The organism is Companilactobacillus sp. y65-5 (assembly GCF_057541095.1).
Window position 1 is genome coordinate 77,993 of record NZ_BAAJOA010000009.1, and the last position, 21,847, is coordinate 99,839.

General features: G+C 37.2%; 20 protein-coding genes, 1 CRISPR repeat array and 1 riboswitch. Of the genes, 16 read left to right on the plus strand and 4 right to left on the minus strand.

What is annotated here, in order from left to right; genetic code table 11:
- Positions 1–10: 10 nt before the first annotated feature.
- Positions 11–107: riboswitch (THF riboswitch) on the plus strand.
- A 69-nt stretch (positions 108–176) separates the two neighbouring features.
- The 8 genes from AC27FM_RS12250 (at position 177) to AC27FM_RS12285 (ending at position 9,043) form a co-directional block, all read left to right on the plus strand.
- Positions 177–701 carry a folate family ECF transporter S component gene (locus tag AC27FM_RS12250; RefSeq protein ID WP_487088717.1) on the plus strand — a complete coding sequence of 175 codons (525 nt, stop codon included), beginning with the start codon at positions 177–179 and terminating at the stop codon, positions 699–701.
- 113 nt (positions 702–814) lie between these two features.
- Positions 815–1,537 carry a tRNA (adenosine(37)-N6)-threonylcarbamoyltransferase complex dimerization subunit type 1 TsaB gene (gene tsaB, locus AC27FM_RS12255; RefSeq protein WP_487088719.1) on the plus strand — a complete coding sequence of 241 codons (723 nt, stop codon included), beginning with the start codon at positions 815–817 and terminating at the stop codon, positions 1,535–1,537.
- A gap of 82 nt (positions 1,538–1,619) precedes the next feature.
- Entirely contained in the window at positions 1,620–2,057 is a 438-nt protein-coding gene (rimI, locus tag AC27FM_RS12260; protein WP_487088721.1) for a ribosomal protein S18-alanine N-acetyltransferase, read from the plus strand.
- Between the two features lie 33 nt (positions 2,058–2,090).
- Positions 2,091–3,083 carry a tRNA (adenosine(37)-N6)-threonylcarbamoyltransferase complex transferase subunit TsaD gene (gene tsaD / locus AC27FM_RS12265; RefSeq protein WP_487088829.1) on the plus strand — a complete coding sequence of 331 codons (993 nt, stop codon included), beginning with the start codon at positions 2,091–2,093 and terminating at the stop codon, positions 3,081–3,083.
- A gap of 143 nt (positions 3,084–3,226) precedes the next feature.
- Positions 3,227–6,622 carry a type II CRISPR RNA-guided endonuclease Cas9 gene (cas9, locus tag AC27FM_RS12270; protein ID WP_487088723.1) on the plus strand — a complete coding sequence of 1,132 codons (3,396 nt, stop codon included), beginning with the start codon at positions 3,227–3,229 and terminating at the stop codon, positions 6,620–6,622.
- A 173-nt stretch (positions 6,623–6,795) separates the two neighbouring features.
- The gene (gene cas1, locus AC27FM_RS12275) at positions 6,796–7,704 is read left to right on the plus strand and encodes a type II CRISPR-associated endonuclease Cas1 (RefSeq protein ID WP_487088725.1); all 909 of its coding nucleotides are present in this window, start codon (positions 6,796–6,798) and stop codon (positions 7,702–7,704) included.
- Positions 7,705–7,715: 11 nt separating this feature from the next.
- Positions 7,716–8,024 carry a CRISPR-associated endonuclease Cas2 gene (gene cas2 / locus AC27FM_RS12280; protein WP_487088830.1) on the plus strand — a complete coding sequence of 103 codons (309 nt, stop codon included), beginning with the start codon at positions 7,716–7,718 and terminating at the stop codon, positions 8,022–8,024.
- A complete protein-coding gene (locus AC27FM_RS12285) occupies positions 8,021–9,043 on the plus strand; it encodes a P-loop NTPase family protein (protein ID WP_487088727.1) in 1,023 nt (340 codons plus the stop codon). Before cas2 ends, AC27FM_RS12285 begins: the two co-directional genes overlap by 4 nt.
- Positions 9,044–9,072: 29 nt before the next feature.
- A CRISPR array of direct repeats spans positions 9,073–9,636; the repeat unit is 36 nt; unit sequence GTTTTTGTACCCTTAAAGATTTAGCAATGATAAAAC.
- Between the two features lie 105 nt (positions 9,637–9,741).
- Here AC27FM_RS12285 and AC27FM_RS12290 read toward each other — a convergent pair.
- From AC27FM_RS12290 to AC27FM_RS12300, 3 genes are all read right to left on the minus strand, one after another.
- Complete coding sequence (locus AC27FM_RS12290; protein WP_487088729.1) at positions 9,742–10,026, minus strand: DUF1905 domain-containing protein; 285 nt, start codon at positions 10,024–10,026, stop codon at positions 9,742–9,744.
- A gap of 9 nt (positions 10,027–10,035) precedes the next feature.
- A complete protein-coding gene (locus tag AC27FM_RS12295; RefSeq protein WP_487088731.1) occupies positions 10,036–10,893 on the minus strand; it encodes a DUF368 domain-containing protein in 858 nt (285 codons plus the stop codon).
- 70 nt (positions 10,894–10,963) lie between these two features.
- Positions 10,964–12,880 carry an ABC-F family ATP-binding cassette domain-containing protein gene (locus AC27FM_RS12300; RefSeq protein ID WP_487088733.1) on the minus strand — a complete coding sequence of 639 codons (1,917 nt, stop codon included), beginning with the start codon at positions 12,878–12,880 and terminating at the stop codon, positions 10,964–10,966.
- A gap of 141 nt (positions 12,881–13,021) precedes the next feature.
- Between AC27FM_RS12300 and AC27FM_RS12305 the strand changes: the two genes are divergently transcribed.
- The 3 genes from AC27FM_RS12305 to AC27FM_RS12315 all read left to right on the plus strand — a co-directional run bounded on the left by AC27FM_RS12305 (position 13,022) and on the right by AC27FM_RS12315 (position 16,174).
- Entirely contained in the window at positions 13,022–13,681 is a 660-nt protein-coding gene (locus AC27FM_RS12305; RefSeq protein ID WP_487088735.1) for a redox-sensing transcriptional repressor Rex, read from the plus strand.
- A 28-nt stretch (positions 13,682–13,709) separates the two neighbouring features.
- Entirely contained in the window at positions 13,710–14,678 is a 969-nt protein-coding gene (gene manA, locus AC27FM_RS12310; RefSeq protein ID WP_487088737.1) for a mannose-6-phosphate isomerase, class I, read from the plus strand.
- Between the two features lie 215 nt (positions 14,679–14,893).
- Entirely contained in the window at positions 14,894–16,174 is a 1,281-nt protein-coding gene (locus tag AC27FM_RS12315) for a cation:dicarboxylate symporter family transporter (protein ID WP_487088739.1), read from the plus strand.
- Positions 16,175–16,217: 43 nt separating this feature from the next.
- Here AC27FM_RS12315 and AC27FM_RS12320 read toward each other — a convergent pair whose 3' ends face one another.
- On the minus strand, positions 16,218–16,844 hold the full coding sequence (locus AC27FM_RS12320) for a CPBP family intramembrane glutamic endopeptidase (protein WP_487088741.1): 627 nt from the start codon (positions 16,842–16,844) through the stop codon (positions 16,218–16,220).
- Between the two features lie 133 nt (positions 16,845–16,977).
- Between AC27FM_RS12320 and groES the strand changes: the two genes are divergently transcribed.
- The 5 genes from groES (at position 16,978) to AC27FM_RS12345 (ending at position 21,764) form a co-directional block, all read left to right on the plus strand.
- The gene (groES, locus tag AC27FM_RS12325) at positions 16,978–17,265 is read left to right on the plus strand and encodes a co-chaperone GroES (protein ID WP_487088743.1); all 288 of its coding nucleotides are present in this window, start codon (positions 16,978–16,980) and stop codon (positions 17,263–17,265) included.
- Between the two features lie 51 nt (positions 17,266–17,316).
- Positions 17,317–18,951 carry a chaperonin GroEL gene (gene groL, locus AC27FM_RS12330; protein ID WP_487088745.1) on the plus strand — a complete coding sequence of 545 codons (1,635 nt, stop codon included), beginning with the start codon at positions 17,317–17,319 and terminating at the stop codon, positions 18,949–18,951.
- 164 nt (positions 18,952–19,115) lie between these two features.
- Positions 19,116–19,925 carry a MerR family transcriptional regulator gene (locus AC27FM_RS12335; protein WP_487088747.1) on the plus strand — a complete coding sequence of 270 codons (810 nt, stop codon included), beginning with the start codon at positions 19,116–19,118 and terminating at the stop codon, positions 19,923–19,925.
- 73 nt (positions 19,926–19,998) lie between these two features.
- A complete protein-coding gene (locus tag AC27FM_RS12340; RefSeq protein ID WP_487088749.1) occupies positions 19,999–20,676 on the plus strand; it encodes a DUF554 domain-containing protein in 678 nt (225 codons plus the stop codon).
- A gap of 110 nt (positions 20,677–20,786) precedes the next feature.
- Positions 20,787–21,764, plus strand: coding sequence for a ketopantoate reductase family protein (locus AC27FM_RS12345; protein WP_487088751.1), 978 nt, complete (start codon positions 20,787–20,789; stop codon positions 21,762–21,764).
- The last annotated feature ends 83 nt before the right edge of the window (positions 21,765–21,847 follow it).

The window sequence follows — 21,847 nt, forward strand, 5'->3', positions numbered from 1 at the left end:
TAAAATTATTTATGGGGTAGGATTCAAAGCGTAAAGTGCTGATGGAACGGAATGTGAACATCAGACGAAGAGCACTAGCTTGCGATTTTGATTCCGCATTCGCCACTTTATATAGTTAGTTAATTCGTTAGCCTCTAGTTATATGCTGTGGCAGCTCCTACAAGGAGATGTCGAGAATGAATACGAAGAGTCGTATTATCAGTGTCCACGAGATGACGTGGATGGCTTTACTAATTGCAATGGATATGGTCTTGAGTAAGCTATCGATCGGTAGTAATACTTTGAAGGTCGGATTTGGTTTCATTGCAGTAGGACTAATGGGATATTACTTTGGGCCGTACAAGGCTGCCATAGCTAATGTGATCGCAGATATTATCAGCAATGTGTTAATGCAAGCATCCACAGGCTTTTTCTGGGGCTTCACACTTTCAGCACTAGTTGCTGGCCTTATCTATGGATTCGTACTTTACAATCATAAAGTAACTATCCTGAGAACTTTCATTGCTGTATTATTAGTTACAGTGATAGTTAATACTGGATTGAATACTTTATGGGTCCAAATGATAACAAACATGCCATATTGGGCAGTTTTGGTTCCAAGAATCTTTAAGGAATTATTTAGTTTAGTTTATCAGACAGGATTGTTATATTTGATTCTTAAGTGGATCAGTAATTCTAGATTTAACAGAATCGGCCGTTAGTGGTCGATTTTTTTATTTTAAAAAATACAAATCATATTTATAGGCGCCCTATCAGATTACTTATGTAGTCAAATTGTGTGGTAAAATATTTTTATTAAGAACGAGGGGATCATATGAAAATTTTAGCTTTTGATACATCGAATAAATCACTAAGTGTTGCTGTTGTGGATGATGGCAAGGCGATTGCACACATTGAATCTACTGAAAATAAAACTCACAGTATTACTCTGTTACCTGATATTGAGCGCTCATTGGATGAAGCTCATATTTCAGTGGACGACATCGATCGTATAGCTGTTGCTGATGGACCGGGGTCCTATACGGGAGTTAGAATAGCTGTGACAGTGGCTAAGACGTTAGCCTTTACATTAGGCAAACCTCTGGTAGGAGTGTCTAGTCTGCAATTATTAGCTGCTAACGGGGATGCTGGTAAACTGTGTGTCCCATTGATGGATGCAAGAAATGACAATGCCTACGCTGGTGTTTATTCGAATGAACAGGGGAAAATAACTAATATAGTTGAGGATCAACACATTACGATGACTAAGTTATTAGAACTCTTACAAAAATACGATGAGGATAAACTAGAATTTATTAATGCTACTCCCAGATTAACCGATCTGATTAGAGAAAAATATTCACATGCCCAGATCATATTGGAAGAAGATAGTCTTCCCGATGCTGTGAAATTAGCTAAGTTGGCTGAATCAATGGAACCAATAAAGGATATCGATAGTTTCGTACCGACGTACTTGCGCCTAACACAGGCGGAGTATGATTGGTATGAAAAAGGTCATAAGGACGACGGAAATATTTCCTATGTTGAGGAAGTTTAAAGAAACAATTTGGCCAACAGGACATGTAGTAAAGTATCCCTTTGAACAACAGTCGGTTAATATAGATAGCAGAAGTTTCATTTTGAGAAAATCAAAACCGAGTGATACTGGTGATTTTATGAATATTCAAGAGAAAGTTTATTCCACACCAGTTCCTTGGCCAACTGATATTGTTGATATGGAGCTGAGAAATAAAAATGCACTTTATTTGTCACTGGTAGAAGATGAAACTTGTGTGGCATTTATTGGAGTGTCCTTCAAGAATAAAAACGAAGCTCATATAACAAATGTTGCCGTCATGCCAGACTTACAACATTTAGGAATTGGTCATTTGTTTTTGAATCAAGTCTTTGATTATTGTCGCAAATATGGATTTTTAACTCTTTCACTTGAGGCAGACATTGAGAATGATTCCGCGATCAGCCTTTATCGAGCATTTGGTTTCAAAACCAGAACAATTCATGAGAAGTATTATTTTAGAAATCACCACGATGCACTGGAGATGGTGGTGGATTTATAGGTGGAAGAAATTTTGAAAAAAGATACATTGATAATGTCATTTGAGAGTAGCTGTGATGAAACAAGTGTGGCTGTGATCAAGAATGGCAAAGAAATACTGTCGAATATAATTGCTACACAAATTAAGAGTCATCAACGATTTGGAGGAGTAGTACCTGAAGTTGCTAGTCGTCATCATGTGGAAGAAATCACCCGTTGTATTGAATTGGCTATGGAAGAGGCTGCAGTAACGTATGACGATATCGATGCCGTTGCGGTCACATATGGACCGGGACTGGTCGGGTCATTGTTGATAGGTATTATGGCTGCCAAGACAGTTGCTTTCGCACATGATTTACCATTGATCAAAGTAAACCATTTGGCAGGACATATTTATTCCGCAAATTTCGTTACGGACCTACAATACCCATTCATGTCACTGTTAGTTTCAGGTGGGCATACAGAATTAGTTTTAGTCACAGCTCCGGGCGAATTCACGACATTAGGCGATACACGAGATGATGCTGTCGGCGAAGCCTATGATAAGATTGGCCGCATCTTAGGTATCAACTATCCTGCGGGTAAGCAAGTTGATCAAATGGCCGCAATCGGTCAAGACATTTTCGATTTTCCGCGTGCGATGGTTCAAGAAGATAATTTAGACTTTAGTTTCAGTGGTTTGAAGAGTTCTTTCATTAATCGAGTACATCATGCCGACCAAGTGCACGAAGAATTGAATAAGAATGATTTAGCTGCAAGTTTTCAAGGTGCAGTTTTGGATATCTTGAGTAACAAAACCTTTAGAGCACTCAAACAACATCCGGTTAAACAACTAGTCGTTGCTGGAGGAGTCGCCGCTAATCAAGGTCTACGAGAACGTTTGAAAAATGAAATTAAAAAACGCAATCTTGATTTGGAGTTGATTTTTCCACCATTGCGACTTTGTGGCGATAATGCTGCAATGATCGGAGCTATCGCTCAGATTCAATATGAAAAAGGTGATTTTGCTGGTCTAGATTTGAATTCAGATCCTAGTTTGGATTTTTAAAATTATAAATATAAAAGAACAAAATTATAAAACATAATTTTTATAATTTTGTTCTTTTTTTATGCCTAGATACATTTTTTTACTTATTGTAGTTGTGATATATTAAACTTATAAAATATTGTCATCTGGGGAGAATACTTATTATGGATAAAAAAATAAGTTTAGGATTAGATATTGGAGTCGCATCGGTTGGGTACAGTGTGATTGACGTCGAAGCTGGGAAAATACTGGAATTAGGTGCAAGATTATTTAATAGTTCAGTTGCAGCTGAGAACGAAACACGCAGAGGTATGCGTGGTTCTAGAAGATTGAGTAATTGTAAAAAACAGCGTCGAAAAGATGTTGTTAAATTATTTGATAAGTTTGGATTGATTGATTCCTATGACAGGGACAATTTTTTTGAGGAATTTGATAATAACGCCAATCCATATGAATTAAGGGTCAAAGGACTGTCGCAGCAGTTAACACGAGAAGAAGTGGCGACAGCGCTATATAACTTAGTCAAGCGTCGAGGTATCAGTTATGATTTAAAAGATGCTGACGACGAGTCAGAGGGTACAGACTATGCTAATAGCTTGAAACTCAACACTATTGAACTAAAGGATAAGACACCCGCTGAGATTCAGTTGGAACGACTGAATAAGTATCATGCGGTCCGTGGAAAAGTTCAGGCTGATCCAGATAATGAGGAATCAGAGATATTGCTGAATGTCTTTCCAACGAAAGAATTCGCTAAAGAAGCCAAAAGAATTATTGCAACTCAACGTGAATTTTATAGTGATATTTTGACTGAGGAATTTGAAGAGGCTTATATCGCTATTTTAACTAGAAAGAGAGATTATTTCGTAGGTCCCGGAAATGAAAAATCTCGAAGTGACTATGGTATTTACAAGGAAGATGGTCGAACTCTCGATAATTTATTTGAAGAACTGATCGGTCACGACAAGATTTATCCGGATGAATTGCGTGCCTCAGCGGCTTCTTATACCGCACAAAAATTCAACGTGCTGAATGATTTGAATAACTTACGGATTTTGAATCATGAAGACCAAAAATTAACCACGGCTGAAAAGAAACAAATACTAGATGAATTAAAAACGACAGTTAAATCAATTCAAATGATGAAATTAATTAAAAAAGTCGCTAATTGTTCTGAGGAAGAGATCCAAGGATATCGTTTGGATCCTAAAACAGATAAACCAGAAATCAGTGGAATGAAAATTTATCGAAAAGTTCGCAAGGACTTCCAAGTAGATGGCATCGACATTACCACTTGGCCAGTAGCCTTTTTGGACGAATTGAGTTTTATCGTTACTTTGAATACTGAAAATGGTGAAATTAGAAAGCAATTAAGTCATAGATTAAAACCAAAATATGAATTTTTGACGGATGAACTGATTCAATACATTATCGATCACAAGAATAGTTTCGACATTAAAACTAATAATAAATGGCATCGATTATCTGTTAAGACGATGAATTTGTTGATCCCAGAAATGATTGATCGACCTGTTGAACAAATGACATTGATAAACGAGATGGGATTGATCAAAGATAACGGTGAACGCTTTGCTAATAACAAGTTCTTACCTTATAAGGAGATTGCTAAAGATATTTTCAATCCCGTCGCCTCTAAATCCGTTCGGGAAGCTCTAAAGATTGTTAACCAAATTTTAAAGAATTATGGACATATCGATTATTTAGTAGTTGAAATGCCACGTGATGATAATGAAAAAGACGCCAAGGATCAAATCGCTAAGTTCCAAAAGAGTAATAAAAAGCAAAAAGATGATGCATTGGATGCTATTGCTAAAAAAACCAGCAAGAGTGCCGTTGACGATGCACTACGTACCTATGGCGCAAAACTTTTCTTTAAGATCAGACTTTGGTATCAACAAGATGGAATTGATTTGTATAATGGTAAACCAATTTCAGCTACTGATTTGTTACGTAATCCTGACAAATTTGAAATCGACCATATTATTCCGCAGTCGGTATCGTTGGACGATAGTATCAACAATAAGACCCTGTGTTACTCTGAGATGAATCAAATAAAAGGTCAAAAAACACCGCTAGGCTTCATGAGTGAAGGTCACGGTCAAGGCTTCGACGTCATGAAAGCAATGGTGATGAAGAATAACAAGCTGCATGACAAGCGTAAAAATTATTTGTTTATGGAAGATATCAATGATATTGAGACTCGTAAGAGATTCATTGCCAGAAACTTAGTTGATACTAGATATTCTTCACGAGTCGTTTTGAATAGCTTACAAGAATTCTTCAAGGAAAAAGATTCTGAGACGAAGGTAACTGTCATCCGTGGTAAATTCACATCCAATATGCGTAAGCATTGGCATATTAGTAAGACAAGAGAGACGTTCCACCATCACGCAATCGACGCTTCCATCATTGCCTCGACGCCCTTCCTTCGTATTTGGAAGAAAGGTGCCAGCATTTTCCCGGTACAAATAGGATCTAACACCATTGATATTGAAACTGGCGAGATACTCGATGATAAGGATTTTGATAAGGCAGTTTACGAGCAACCATACAATGGATTCGTGGATGAATTGATGAACGCTGACGATCGAATCAAGTTTTCTCATCAAATAGATAAAAAGATGAATCGTAAAGTTAGTGATTCAACTTTGTATTCAACGAGAGTTGGTAAATTAGCGAAAGATAAAAAAGATTCAGAGTATATCATTGCTAAGATAAAGAATATTTATGATGCGGCCGAATACGCACGTTTTAAAAATATCTATGATAAAGATAAGACTAAATTCCTACTAGCAAGATATGACCCACGTACCTTCGAATTGTTGGAGGATATTATGGATAAATATCCTGATTATGTTGAAAAAGTTCAAAATGATAATTCAGTAAAAAAGGTAAGTGCATCTCCATTTGAACTTTATCGGCGAGATCATGGTATGGTTCGTAAGTATTCTAAGAAGGGTAATGGTCCCGAGATTCAGAAGTTGAAGTATATGGATGGTAAGGTAGGTTCGAAGATTGATATTACTCCGAATAATGCTAAGAATAAACACGTTATTCTACAGTCTCTGAAACCTTGGCGTACTGATGTATATTTAAATCACGATACTGATGAGTATGAAATTATGGGTATCAAATACTCAGACTTGAAGTTCAATAAATCTGGAGAGTACGGTATTAACCACAATAAATATTTGGAAATAAAACATCGTGAGCAAGTCAGTGATGGTTCTGAATTTATGTTTACGTTATATCGTAGGAACAGGATTAAAGTAGAAAATTTAGCCAGTCATGAAAGCGTAGAGATGCTGTTCTGGTCTAGGACAAAAGATGCATCGAAGGGTTATGCTGAAATGAAACCGATTTTTAAAGTGAAAACTAGCGAAGATGACGATTGGGGTATTTACGGGAAGGCTAAAAAGCAAATAGTCAAACGCCTAGTTCCAAAAGGATGCAAAATTTGGAAGGTCAACACGGACATTCTGGGCAATCCATTTTATCTTGAAAAAGAAGGCGATGAACCTAAAGATATTCTTGATTAAAGCTTAATGTATTGCTATTATTAAGGGGTAAGGGACGCCTTATAATGCATGCATTTTGTTTTATCATTGTTAAATCTTTAAGGATCTACAGAAATAAGGGTTTATCCCGAATTTACCACCTATATATTGCTATAGGTGGTTTTTTTTATATAAAAATTTGGAGGATTATGCTTATGGCGTGGAGGATCGTATATGTTAAGGAAGGAGACATGCTTAGGCTTCGATTAGATAATGTTGAAATTATTAAAAAAGAAGATAAGTTACATATTCCACTTTCAGATATTTCTATGGTTGTCCTAGAAGGTAATCGAACAACTGTTACTACTAAACTATTATCTAGTTTCAGTCAGAATAATATCGGCTTGGTTATTTGCGATGATAAGTATTTACCAGTCGGAATGTACTTACCATATGGACAATATCATCGCAATTCCAAGCGGGTATTAAAGCAATCTAATTGGACGCAATCACAAAAGGATAATATCTGGCAAAGAATCATCAAACAAAAAATGGATAATCAAATAGCCTTCGCTAGATTTTCGGGTATTGAACAGGAACGCCTTGAACTCATGGAAGACTTAGTTGACAACTTAATTGCTGGTGATAAGACAAATAGGGAGGGACATGTAGCTAAAGTCTACTTTGATTCTCTATACGGAAAATCTTTTACTAGGGATGAGGATTGTTTGACTAATGATGCCATGAACTTTGGATATGCAATTATTAGGTCATGCATGGCAAGGGTGGTGGTCGGCAGTGGATTGATCACAATGTTGGGTGTGTTTCATCGAAATGAATACAATAGCTTCAATTTAGCAGATGATTTGATGGAACCATATCGTCCGCTGATGGACTACTGGATCAATAAATACGTATTAGATAATAATGATTATTTAAGTTACGAATCTCGCCAGAATATCATTAGTTTCATGCATGAAAAAATAATAATAAATGGCAAGAAAATGACGATAGATAATTCTATGCAGGAATTTATCAATAGTTTTGTTTCGGCAATGGATTGTGACGAACCAGACTCTATTTTAAAAATTGAACTTAGAAATTTTATAGGTGAAGAAAGTTGAAATATCAAAATATGAGATTAATGTGTATGTTTGATTTACCAGTTGATACTCTTAGCGAAAAACGTCAATATAGAATTTTTAGAAAATGTTTGATCAAAAATGGTTTTGAAATGCTTCAATATTCAGTGTATTATCGTTCGATTCAAAATCGTGAAGCGGGTAAAAAATACATAGGTGCTATCAGTCCGTTTTTACCAGAACATGGAGAGGTCAGGTTGGTATCGGTTAGTGAAAAGCAATTTGATGATATGTCAATATTGGTCGGGAATCGTAGTAAACAGGAGACGATTGTCGGTAGTAAAGATTTGGTGATCATATGATATTAAAAATCGAGTTGGAGAGCCAAAACTTTTTGAATATTGATTTTGATAATTTGGCATATATTACTGGCAACAATTCAAGACAACTTTGGAAAGTATTTCGTAGTTTATATTATTATTTTAATAGAAGCCCCAGTTTGACAGAGAATATTTATGGAGAAAATAGAATTGAAATATCGTTAAATGATGACGTAGTTTCTAATAAAAATACGGATGTGTATTTCATTCATGATCGAGAAAGTATCTATAGTCAGATGCAATACAAGAAAGGGAGTTTGTTATTCGATAATTTAAATAGCCTAAGTGATGATATCGGGATAAATAGGATCATCGATAATATGAATGACGATAGTTTAAGGCTTGAATTAGCAGTTCAAGACTATTTAAAAGATTTTTCTAATAGTCTCAAAGTCAATTTTTGTGATATGAATTATATGGACATGCTTAAGAACTTTTTATTGTTAAATTATGAAGAAGACTCTTTGACGTATCCATTGGAATTGATGGATACTGAAAACTTACTAGATGAATTTTTAAACTTTTTAGAATTTAAATTATCTCATAATGGAAACCCTACTTGGATAGTTATCTATAACATTAGTAATATTATTTCTGGAGCAGACGAAAGTAGATTTATCGAATCACTGAAGAGGATGATCGATAGTTATGATTTAAAAATTATTTTTATTGGTAATAGTTTGAGAGATGTTCCAATTGATGAAACCGATATTAGTAATATTGTGATTTCTGCGGATGAGTTCCACCAATTACTTCCCGCTGATGAGATGTTGAAATCAGTTCAGATGCATTATCCTAATGAATTTGAATGCGATTTGAATGATTTTTCGGAATCTATTAAGAGGATCGTACATTTGGTAGGAAGTCGCGAAAAGGTATATATTTCGGGTAAAGATTTGGTATTATTAAAGGTAGTAAACGATATTTTGGGATATGAGACGTCATATTTACTAGATGATCATTTACTGACTAGTGCAGAAACCAAATTTTTGGAGAAATAGTTAGGATTTGTGATTTTTTCGGATTTGAGGTTTTTGTACCCTTAAAGATTTAGCAATGATAAAACAACTGATCCAAAAGAAATTGACAAAATCTGGTTTTTGTACCCTTAAAGATTTAGCAATGATAAAACAATAATAGCTGGTTACAAGCCGCAAGAAATGTTTTTGTACCCTTAAAGATTTAGCAATGATAAAACTTAAAAAAGGACTTAGTTATTAGCCAAGTCGTTTTTGTACCCTTAAAGATTTAGCAATGATAAAACCTGGTGTTAGCGAAAAAGAATATAATTCAAGTTTTTGTACCCTTAAAGATTTAGCAATGATAAAACGAGTATGCAGTTATCTTATATTTTCCAGATGTTTTTGTACCCTTAAAGATTTAGCAATGATAAAACCTACCGCATTTGGTACAGAAGCCCAAGCGGGTTTTTGTACCCTTAAAGATTTAGCAATGATAAAACAGTTGCTCAACGCTGTTAAGCTGCTTAGTAGTTTTTGTACCCTTAAAGATTTAGCAATGATAAAACGATTCACACAAATTTTGGTTACATGACCAGGTTTTTGTACCCTTAAAGATTTAGCAATGATAAAACAAATACCCAGTACCGAACCCATCTCTTTCTTACATTCAATCCCTAAAGTTTCAACAAAAAATACCGCCAAGGCAAGACCCAAAAGGTCAAACCAAAGCGGTATTTTTATCTCTCAAAAATACAAACATCAACGCTATCCCCAATATTCTTATCAATAGCTTTACGAATATCTTTTCTGATTCCAATAATATAACAAATGGATCCGTCATCGTTTTTGACACCCATATTTACGATGCTTCCATCATAATCGACACCATCGAAAGTGGCGTGAACTTTAACACGTCCCTTACCAAACTCTTGACGGATGTCGTATGGGAATTCCACATAAGCGCCGCCTTTGCCTATTTCGGCACTTTTGATCACGGAGCTATATTTATATTCCTTAGCCAAAGCATTCACCTACTTATATTTTTCTTCTAAGCTACTCATCCACAGTCCCAAGAGAGCCCCAAGCACGAACATGACGATGCTCAAGATAATTGTTCCACTACTGATACCAGCGTAAGAGATACTCTCAGAAGAGTAGGGGCTAGGCACAAGGATGAGTATGGTACTAGCAAGTACGATCCCTAGAATAAAATGATAAACTCGGGAATGGTGATTTTGGATCAAGTATTCCATTCCTTTGGAGAACAGTACCATTGCAACGGCGCCACCAATAGCAATTGGTAAGAAAACTCCAACGATATCAAAGTTTTTGAAGCCATTTAACATTGGTGTATATAATCCAAGTATCAATAACAAATTAGACGGGCTAAGTCCAGGGACCAACACTCCTAATGCTATCAACATCCCAGCAATCACGAATCCTAAGAAATTTGCGGGAATGGTACCGAATATTTTGCTCATAAAGAATAGGAACAGTCCACCGAAGATCAACATGAAAAAGAACCACATAACATCAACCATATCACGACGGCTACGTGAGGTAGAAGCGCGGATAAGGGATGGCATGGTACCGATGATTGCGCCAGCGAATCCCCATAGTACGATCACCTGATAATGTTCCAATAAAAACTCTAAGGGCTTAGACAATAAGCCGATTCCAATGATTCCACCAATACCAACTGGTAGAAAATATAAAAAATCAACCTTAAAATTCTCTCTAATATGTGCCATAAAATGTAGTAATCGTTCATAAATACCAAGTATGGCTGCCAAGACTCCTCCAGAGACACCGGGTAAAATAAACCCAAGGGCAATTATGACACCCTTAAACAACCGGATGAAAAAATTCTCTTGTCGTTTGTTCTGCATATTTTTCTCACAATTTTTTTATTTAGAAATTTCAGAGTATCAAAAATATTATGACATAGCAATTAAAATACTATTGCATGTCCTCAAGTTCCATCGATAATTCAGTCCAGTCATCCTCTAAACTACTTTGTTGTGACTTATTTTCTTCGAGTTCTTTTTGAAAGTCGGCTAGTTTAGTATACGATGACAAGTTCTCTTCTTTAGCCATTTCCAATTGAATCTGTTCATTACGCTTATCTAACTCAGAAATTTGATTTTCCAATTCTTCAACTTGACGTTTTAACTTACGTTCTTGTTTTTGTTGTTCCTTGGATTGTTGATACTTAACCTTCTTTTCACTGACAGTATTACTTTCTTTGACCTCATCAGTTGCTTCTTGCTTCTCAGTAGTCTTCTCGAGATAGTAGTCATAATCACCGAGATAAGTCGTACTTCCACTGGAGCCGATATCGATTACTCTATCGGCAAGTGTATTCAATAGGTAACGGTCATGTGATACGAATAAGACTGTTCCGGCAAAAGTACTCAGAGCGTCTTCCAAGACTTCCTTACTGTCGATATCCAAGTGGTTAGTCGGTTCGTCCATTACTAGAAAGTTGTCGTGTTCCATTGATAATTTGGTCAAAGTCAATCGGGCCTTTTCTCCCCCAGATAATCCGGCAACGGGTTTCAAAACGTCATCACCACTGAATAAGAAAGAACCTAAAGTATTGCGGATTACTTGCTCATCCAATAGGGGATAGTGATCCCAGATTTCATGCAAGACATCTTTTTGTGGATCGAGATTATTTAAGTTCTGATCGTAATATCCGATTTGAACATTGGCGCCAAACTGATAAGTTCCCTTTAATATCGGTATCTGACCGAGAATGGTTTTGAGCAAGGTAGACTTACCGATACCGTTAGGTCCGATGATACCAACCCGTTCACCTTTTTTGACATCCAAATTTATTGGTTCAGACATAACTTGATCTTTTTCATATCCGATGGCGGCGTCCTTGATCAATAGGACATCATTACCACTTTCCTTGTCGATCTGAAATGAGAAGTGAACCGAACCTTGATCAGAACCGGGGCGATCCATAATTTCCATTTTTTCCAACTTCTTACGGCGACTTTGGGCCATCTTGGTGGTTGAAGCACGGACAATATTTTTCTGGATATATTCCTCAGTCTTTTTGATCTCAGCTTGTTGTTCTTCATAATGTTTCCATTCTACTTCTTGGTTCTTTTTCTTTTCTTTCAAATAAAAAGTATAGTTACCAGAGTAGTGGATTGAGGAATGATGATTGATCTCAACAATCTCTGTCACGACTTTGTCCAAGAAATACTGATCATGGGAGATGATGACTAAGGCTCCACGATAGTTCTTCAGATATCCTTCTAACCACTCCACAGTATCAATATCCAAGTGGTTAGTTGGTTCATCAAGTAGCAATATATCATGATGTTCTAGCAACATCTTTGCCATTGCTAGTCGTGAACGTTCTCCACCAGATAGCGTAGATATTTTTTCTTGCCAGACTTCTTCCTCAAAGCCAAAACCTTTGAGAACACTTCTGATTTCGGATTGGTATCCGTATCCATTCTCTTGTCTAAAAGTATTTTGGAGTTGATCATATTGTTTTAAGATCTGGTCATAATCACTGACCGAGTTATCGGCTAATCTAGTTTCTAGCTCGTGCATTTGTTTTTCTTGCTTTTTGAGATATTCAAATACTTGTTCCATCTCATCAAAAATTTTATTGTCACTATTCAATCCTGAATCTTGAGCTAGGTAACCAATATTTGTGTCTTTTTTTAGGGCAATGTTGCCACTGTTATAATTTTCTTGATCGGAAATAATCTTCAATAGTGTTGATTTACCAACACCATTACGACCAACGAGTCCGATTCTACTGTTATCTTGAACTTCAAAACTTACGTTAGAAAAAAGTTTTTTCGTTCCGAAATTTTTGGTTATGCTTTGGGCTTGTAATAAAATCAAGTTAATAAACTCCTTTGTATATTCACAATTTTATCATTAATTAGAATTTTCTGCCTTTTCTAGCCGTAAGCTGTTGCGTTTTTTGTTAATATTAATTACTATTATAGTTAGTGAAACTACGCACATAACGGTGGGATAAATATGACAAAAACAACAGTACCAAACGCAACTATTAAGCGTTTACCAATTTATTATCGATACTTCCAATTCCTAAAGGATGAAGGTACCAAAAAAATCTCTTCAGGTGAACTATCTGAAGGTGTAAAAATTGACAGTGCAACTATTAGACGTGACTTTTCATATCTAGGTGCACTCGGTAAGAGAGGCTACGGCTACGATGTTAATGAACTAGTAGCTTTCTTCAAAAAACTCTTGAATCAAGATAAGAGAACCAACGTTGCCTTAGTCGGCGTTGGTAATTTGGGTAATGCCTTATTAAATTATAACTTTTCTCGTACTAATAATGTGAGAATTGCCGCAGCTTTTGATATTGATGAATCAATCGTCGGCACTGTTAAGAGCGGTGTGCCTGTTTATCATGTCAATGAATTGAAGGAACAGCTCAACTTGCAACAAATCGACGTCTGCATTCTAACTGTATCATCTAATGCAGCACAAACAACAGCTGATTTATTGACAGAGGCAGGAGTTAAGGGAATTCTTAACTTCACACCTGTGATCATTAATGTTCCTAACTCGATTCGTGTTCACTATGTTGATTTAGCGAACGAATTGCAAACGCTGATTTTCTTCTTAGATCGTGATAAGTCACTAGAGGAAGAACAGAGCGAGGATCAATAGAGGCAATACAAAATTGGAGGGTATTTGCATGAGTGAACCATTATTTTTAAAACCGGTTTTTCATAATAAGATTTGGGGCGGACGTCGTTTAGAAACTCAATTCGGCTATGACATCCCTGATGGTGATATTGGTGAGTGTTGGGCCATCTCCGGCCATCCTCATGGTCGCTCTGAAGTGAAGAACGGTGAATTTGCAGGTCAATCTGTGGAGGATTTGTGGAACAGTCATTCAGAATTATTTGGCAATCCCAAGGGAAGAGTTTTTCCTTTGCTCACAAAAATCCTAGATGCCAACGCTAGTCTTTCTGTTCAAGTGCACCCAGACAATGAATATGCTTGGAAACATGAACACGAATTAGGTAAGACTGAGTGCTGGTATATCATCGACGCTGAACCTAATTCATATTTAGTCTATGGACATCATGCAAAAACCAGAGAAGAACTAGACCAAATGATCGAGTCAGGCGACTGGGATCACTTATTGAGAAAAGTTCCTGTTAAGCCGGGTGAATTCTACTATGTACCGAGCGGGACTGTCCATGCCTTAAATAAAGGCATCATGGTACTTGAGACACAACAAAGCTCCGATACGACTTATCGTTTGTACGACTATGATCGTGTAGAAAAGAGCACAGGCAAGAAACGTGAATTACATATCAAACAGTCAGAGGATACTATCACAGTACCTAATGAAGATCCAAAACTAGATATTCAAAGCAAAACAGATGGTGAAAATAAATTTACTACTTTCGTTAAGCCACCAATATCACCCTACTTCTCAGTTTACCGTTGGGAAATAAAAGAACCAGTGACATTGCAACATGACATTGGTAAGTATACGTTGGTTTCAGTTCTCAATGGAGCAGGTCAAATCTCTGTTGATGGCACTGACTACGACTTGAAGAAGGGCGATCATTTGATCGTACCTGCGACAGTTGATTCATGGAATATCAGCGGAGATCTAGATATTATCGCTTCAGAATCTGGTGAAGATTAATAAAATACAGAGCACCTCGCTATTTACCTTATTCGTAAATAGCGAGGTGCTTTTATTGTCTAAAATAAATATAATTTTATTTAGTTGGTGGTTTTTCTGATGTGATTATATTTATATTTAAATTAATTTATCGAAAATTATTAATATTATTTTAATATGATTAAATTTACAAAAGTCTGCTATAATAAAAACCGACGTTTTAAGGGGGCATTAAATTGCAAAAGCAAAAGTTTTTTCGGCTTAGTCTAGGCTGGCAAATCATTATCGGTCTAATTCTAGGTATAGTTCTAGGACAGATTTTCTATCACAACAAGGGCGCTATAACAGTCATGCAAAACATCGGAACGATGTTCATCTCGCTGATCCAAATGATCGTCTTGCCTATTGTTATTTCATGTTTGACGGTTGGTATCGCCAATATGGGTGATATCAGAAAATTAGGCCGTATCGGTTTGAAGACTTTGGTGTACTTTGAAGTTATGACTACTTTGGCTATTATTATTGGTATTGTCGTTGCTAATATCACGCATCCGGGATCTTATATCAACATCCATGAATTGAAGGGTTCAAGCATTTCACAGTATACTGCCTCTGCCACCGCCGCAAAGCACTCAGGTATCTGGTCAGTCTTGATGAGTATCATCCCAACTAATATTTTTGCGGCAATGGGTAAAGGTGACATGTTACCAGTCATCTTCTTCTCAGTTTTATTCGGTTTAGGAACGGCATCACTCGGTAAGGAAGGTAAAATAATCACTGACTTACTGAATGCTGTCGCTAATGTAATGTTTAAAGTAACGAATTGGGTCATGCGTACGGCTCCGATCGGTGTCTGTGCGTTAATCGGTGTAACAGTCGCTGAGATGGGATTCGATTCTCTGAAGCCGTTAGCATTGTTTATCATTATTGCTTATGCAACTATGGCATTCTTCGTTTTCGTCATCATGTATTTTGTCGGTAGACTATTCCATGTAGATTTCTTTGAATTATTTAGAATCATCGAGAACGAATTTGTGCTAGCATTCACCACTGCCAGTTCTGAGGCCGCTCTACCTAAGATGATGGATAAGATGCAAAAATATGGAGCAAGTAAGGGTATCGTTTCATTTGTTATCCCTACTGGCTATACGTTCAACCTTGATGGTTCAGCTATTTATCAGTCGTTGGCAGCCTTGTTCTTGGCACAGGCATATCATATCAACTTATCGATCGGTCAACAGATCACGTTGATAGTTGTCTTGATGCTAACTTCAAAAGGTATGGCAGGTGTTCCAGGAGCTTCATTTGTCGTTCTCTTGGCCACTGTATCGACGATCGGTGTTCCTATGCAAGGATTAACATTTATCGCTGGTATCGACCGTCTAGTCGATATGGGACGTACCGCAGTTAACGTTGTTGGTAATTCACTCGCTACGATTATTATCGCTAAGAGTGAAAATGAATTCGATGACGATAAGCGGCAAAAATACGTTTCTGAATATAAGCGCGGAATGTAAAAAAAATAGTGAAAATCTCTTTAATGAGGTTTTCACTATTTTTTTATCTCATGCTGATCATAACTACTAAGGTATTCATCACAAGATGACTCCCGGCACTAACGTAAATATTTTTTGACTTGTAATAAATAAACGAGAACCATAATCCCATGGCGACGTAGACTAAGAATCTAGTATCTTGATGCATGAAGGCGAAGAAGAGCGCAGAGATCAATGCTGCCCAATAAATATTAGTCGGCTTGATCAGGTTGGAGAAAAAGACACGTCTAAAAATTATTTCCTCCATGATCGGTGCACAGATGAGGACGTAGGCTAAGTAATATGGATAGGCGTGAATCAGCGTCAGCATTTGTAGCGTATTAGCTGAATCTGTCGATGCATGGAAGAGCTGCTGATCAACGAAGCCAATGCCTAATTGGATGATCAAGGCTCCGACCGTACCGACGATGATCCACTGTAACTTGTGATTCAAGTCGGTAGGTTCTTCTAGTTCGTTTGGAGAACTTTTTTGAGTTAAAAAAATCATAGTTCCCGTAGCCAAAATTGCTGCCAAAGTCAAAATAATAAAATAGGCTGAACCGGTTAGCTTGATTAGTGACAAGAACGATCCAATAAAGAGCAGGACTACGTATGTGGCGAGTGTTAAAAATTGATTTGTTGAATATTTCATAATTTCTCCCGTTTTTTCTAAAGGTAAATACTTGCATGTTCACAATAAAATGTTAATATAAAACATGTGATTAGCACAACAGAACATGGAGTGCTAAATTTAAAATAAATATTAATCATCGGAGGCATTCAAATTGTTAAAACCACTTGGAGACAGAGTTATTGTAACAGTCGATAAAGAAGAAGAGAAGACAGTAGGTGGCATTGTTCTTGCAAACAACGCTAAAGAAAAGCCACAAACAGCTGAGGTTGTTGCTGTGGGTGAAGGCTCAATAACAGAAGATGGAAAGACATTACCAATGCACATCAAGGTTGGCGACAAAGTACTTTTTGATAAGTATGCTGGCTCAAATGTTAAGTTTGATGACACTGATTATTTAATCTTACACGAAAAAGACGTTATGGCAATTGTTGAAAAATAATAGAAACTAAATGAGAAGTTAAAAAAACAAAATTTATTGGAGTGTAAAAGTATGGCAAAAGAAATTAAGTTTTCAGAAGATGCACGTTCAAGAATGCTAGATGGTGTTAATAAACTAGCTGACACAGTTAAGACAACTATCGGACCTAAAGGTAGAAACGTTGTTCTTGAAAAGAGTTATGGTTCACCGGAGATCACAAATGATGGTGTTACTATTGCTAAGAGTATTGAGCTAGAAGATCATTTCGAAAATATGGGAGCAAAACTTGTTTCTGAAGTTGCTTCAAAGACAAATGATATCGCTGGTGATGGTACTACTACTGCTACTGTCTTGGCTCAAGCAATCATCAAAGAAGGTATGAAGAACGTTACTGCTGGTGCTAACCCAGTTGGTATCAGAACAGGTATCGAAAAGGCTACTGCAGCTGCTGTAGATGAATTACATAAGATTTCACACAAGGTTGCTGGTAAGTCAGATATCGCTCAAGTAGCCTCAGTTTCATCAACTAGTGAAGAAACTGGTAAATTGATCGCTGACGCTATGGAAAAAGTTGGTAATGATGGTGTTATTACTATCGAAGAATCAAAGGGTATTGATACAACACTTGATGTTGTTGAAGGTATGCAATTCGATCGTGGATATATTTCACAATACATGGTTACTGATAACGACAAGATGGAAGCAGACTTAGACAATCCATACTTATTGTTGACAGATAAGAAGATTTCAAATATTCAAGATATCTTGCCACTATTACAACAAATCGTTCAACAAGGTAAGTCATTGTTGATCGTAGCTGATGATATTGATGGTGAAGCATTACCAACACTTGTTTTGAACAAGATTCGTGGAACATTCAATGTTGTTGCTGTTAAGGCACCTGGCTTCGGTGATCGTCGTAAGGAACAATTACAAGATATCGCCACATTAACTGGTGGTACAGTGATTACTTCAGATCTTGGACTTGAACTAAAAGACACAACAATGGATCAATTAGGTCAAGCTGGTAAAGTTACAGTTACAAAGGACAGCACTACGATCGTTGAAGGAGCAGGCGACAAGGATGCTATCAACGAACGTGTTGAAACAATCAAGAAGCAAGTTGCTGAAACAACTTCAGACTTTGATCGTGACAAGTTGCAAGAACGTCTTGCTAAACTTGCTGGTGGTGTTGCTGTTGTCAAAGTCGGTGCTGCTACTGAAACAGAATTGAAAGAACGTAAGTACAGAATCGAAGATGCTCTCAATGCTACACGTGCTGCCGTTGAAGAAGGTTACGTTGCCGGTGGTGGTACAGCACTTATGAATGTTATCGAATCAGTTAAGGCTGTTAAGGGTGAAGGCGATGTACAAACTGGTATCAACATCGTAGTTAGAGCTCTTGAAGAACCAGTTCGTCAAATCGCTGAAAACGCTGGTCTTGAAGGTTCAGTAATCGTTGAACACTTGAAGCAACAAGACAATGAAGTTGGTTACAACGCTGCTACTAACAAGTGGGAAAACATGGTTGACGCCGGAATCATCGACCCAACTAAGGTTACACGTTCAGCTCTACAAAATGCTGCCAGTGTTGCTGCATTGTTGTTGACAACTGAAGCAGTCGTTGCTGACAAACCTGAACCAAAAGATGCTCAACCAGCTGCAGGCGCAAACCCAGCAGCCGGCGGTATGGGCGGTATGATGTAATCTAGCTTTACAGAACAAAGTTCCAAGCTTCAAAAAAACTTAAACAAACTACTAAAAGAGTTACTTAGACAATAACTTGAATATAAAAATGACCATCCCTATACCAACATGGGAGTGGTCATTTTTTTGTATGCTAAAATTAAGTTCAAAGTGAGGTAATAGCTATGAATCAATTGTTCACGATAGGACAGTTATCAAAATTGTTTAATATTAAGATCCCCACACTGCGTTACTATGACGAAGTTGGTTTATTGAAGCCGGCCAAAGTGGACGCCAAAACTCACTATCGCTATTATTCGACGGAACAATTTGAACGATTGAACGTCATCAAGTATTTTCGTGCCTTGAACTTATCGATTGAATCGATCAAAAAATTTTTTGATGCTAGAGATATATCTACTCTGGAGAATATTTTACGAGAGCAGCAGTCACGGGTTAACGAACAGATTCGGGTGTTGCAATCGGTCAATAAGCGAATCAATACCAGACTGACACAAGTTGAAAGTGCCGAACAAGCAGTACTGGATCAAGTGGAATTAGTCAATCTCCCAAAAATACCAGTGATATATTTGCGACAAGATTATCAATTGAGTGAAGATATTGAACTGCCATTAACGACGATGCGCAGACAATATGACTTAGACCAATCGATTTTTTTAGGTAAAATTGCCCTGACCATGAGCCGAGATAATTTGATGGCTAATAAATTTACTCAATACAGCGGTATATTGTTGATTTTGGAGTCTGGTGATGAAGGTGAAGCCACCGCCATGTTACCAGCTGGTTCCTACTTGCGGATCAGATTTCATGGGACTCACAATAATGCCGCTGAATCTTATCGTCGATTGATCAGTTTTTGTGAAGAGCACTTACTGACGATAATTGGTAATGCAGTGGAGACAGCTCTGATAGATTATGGTATTACCAACGATTATTCCAAATATGTTACGGAAATCCGTGTTCCCGTCCGATAGATGGTTGACCCTCTAGTTACTTGAGAGTTTATATTTTAATTATTGAATTTTTTATGTGAGGGATAACAATATTATGATAGGAACAATATTCAACGTAATAATGATTCTGGTAGGAAGTATCATTGGAAGATTTCTGCACAAGGGCATCAAACCAGAATATCAAAAAATTTTGACGCAGGGATTGGGTCTAGCTGCAATGGTGATTGGAGTAAATGCAGTAGTTCAGCATATGCCTTCCAGTAAATACCCAGTCTTATTCATTGTCAGTTTGGCAGTGGGCGGTTTATTCGGCCAGTGGGTGAACTTACAGGCTCACTTCGACCACTTAGTCGGTAAATTTTCAGGAGGTAACTTAGCAGAGGGATTAGCAACTGCGATTTTGCTGTATTGTATTGGTTCGCTGTCGATCTTAGGACCGATCGAAGCTGCCTTGAAGAAAGATTACACTTTCTTGTTTACTAATGGGATGTTAGATGGCATCACTTCGATCGTTTTGGCATCGACTTTTGGGCTAGGGATAGCTCTCGCAGCGATCGCTGTATTCGTTTGGCAAGGTAGTATCTATGCCATTGCATTTTTCCTACAAGGTGCCATCAATACTAGTATGATCAACGAATTAACCATCGTCGGTGGGATCTTGATTTTAGCTTCAGGATTAGGGTTGTTAGAGATTAAAAAAATCAGTGTCCTTAATCTACTCCCGTCATTATTGATTCCAATAATCGTTGTACCAATAATACAATTATTCTAATAATATAACTCGATGAAGACACCTTGTATAACTATTTTATTAAACTACGTTGACATTAATTAAAAAAAGACTAATATTATGTAACAATATAATATTGGAGGCGAAGTTTTATGAATTATGGAGTACTAGGTGCAGGAGCCATGGGCTTACGATATGGAGTTTTATTACAAGAAGCAGGATTCAATGTTGATTTTGTTGATATTTGGGATACACAAATTAACAAGGTCAAGGAACAAAATGGCGTTTTTGTTTCAAGAGATGGAAAAGACAAACACCTGGTGCCGATTAATATTTACTCTCCAGAAGAATATTCAGGTAATCCCGATGTTTGGATCGTATTCGTGAAACAAATGCAATTAGCTGACGCTTTGAAACGTGCCAGTCATTTGTTTACTAAGGAGCAATACGTTGTTGCCCCGATGAATGGTATGGGACACATTGAAAAATTAGACAATTACTTCGATACTGATAAAGTCATCAGTGGAACGGCAATGATTGCCACGGTCTTGAACGGCCCCGGCGATGTTGACTTTATGGGACCAGCTGGTTCTGGAAGTATGAAGATCGTTAATCAAAATGAAACACCAGATGAAACTACACATCAGATCGTAGAAGATTTCACTAAGGCTAATCTTAATCCAGATTTAACGACCAACTTCCAAGGTACGTTGATGGCCAAAGTTATTTTGAATTCAGTCTGCAACACATTGTGTACTATGTTCGGCATCAAGATGGGTGAATTTATTCAGGCCCCTACAACTGAGGCTTTGAGCAAACAATTGATCAACGAAGCCTTCGACGTATGCGAACGAGCAGGGATAAAATTACTCAACACTCGTGAGCAAGAGTGGGAGACGATTCAAGTAGCAGCTACCAAAGCCATGCCATTACATTACCCATCCATGTATCAGGATATGTCCAAAGGTCGACCAACGGAAGTGGATTACATCAACGGATATATTTATGAGTTAGGAGTTAAATATCATTATGAAGCTAGTACGCATGAGTTTTTGCGTAACTTAGTTCATCTATCTGAATTTGCACGAGATTTCGATCCTGATTCACTCTTAGCAACTGTCAAAGATTAATATCGCGAGAGTATGACAAACCCAGTTTGTTGTATTCTCGCTTTTTATTTATTGTGAGCACACTCGCTTTTTAATTCTTAACA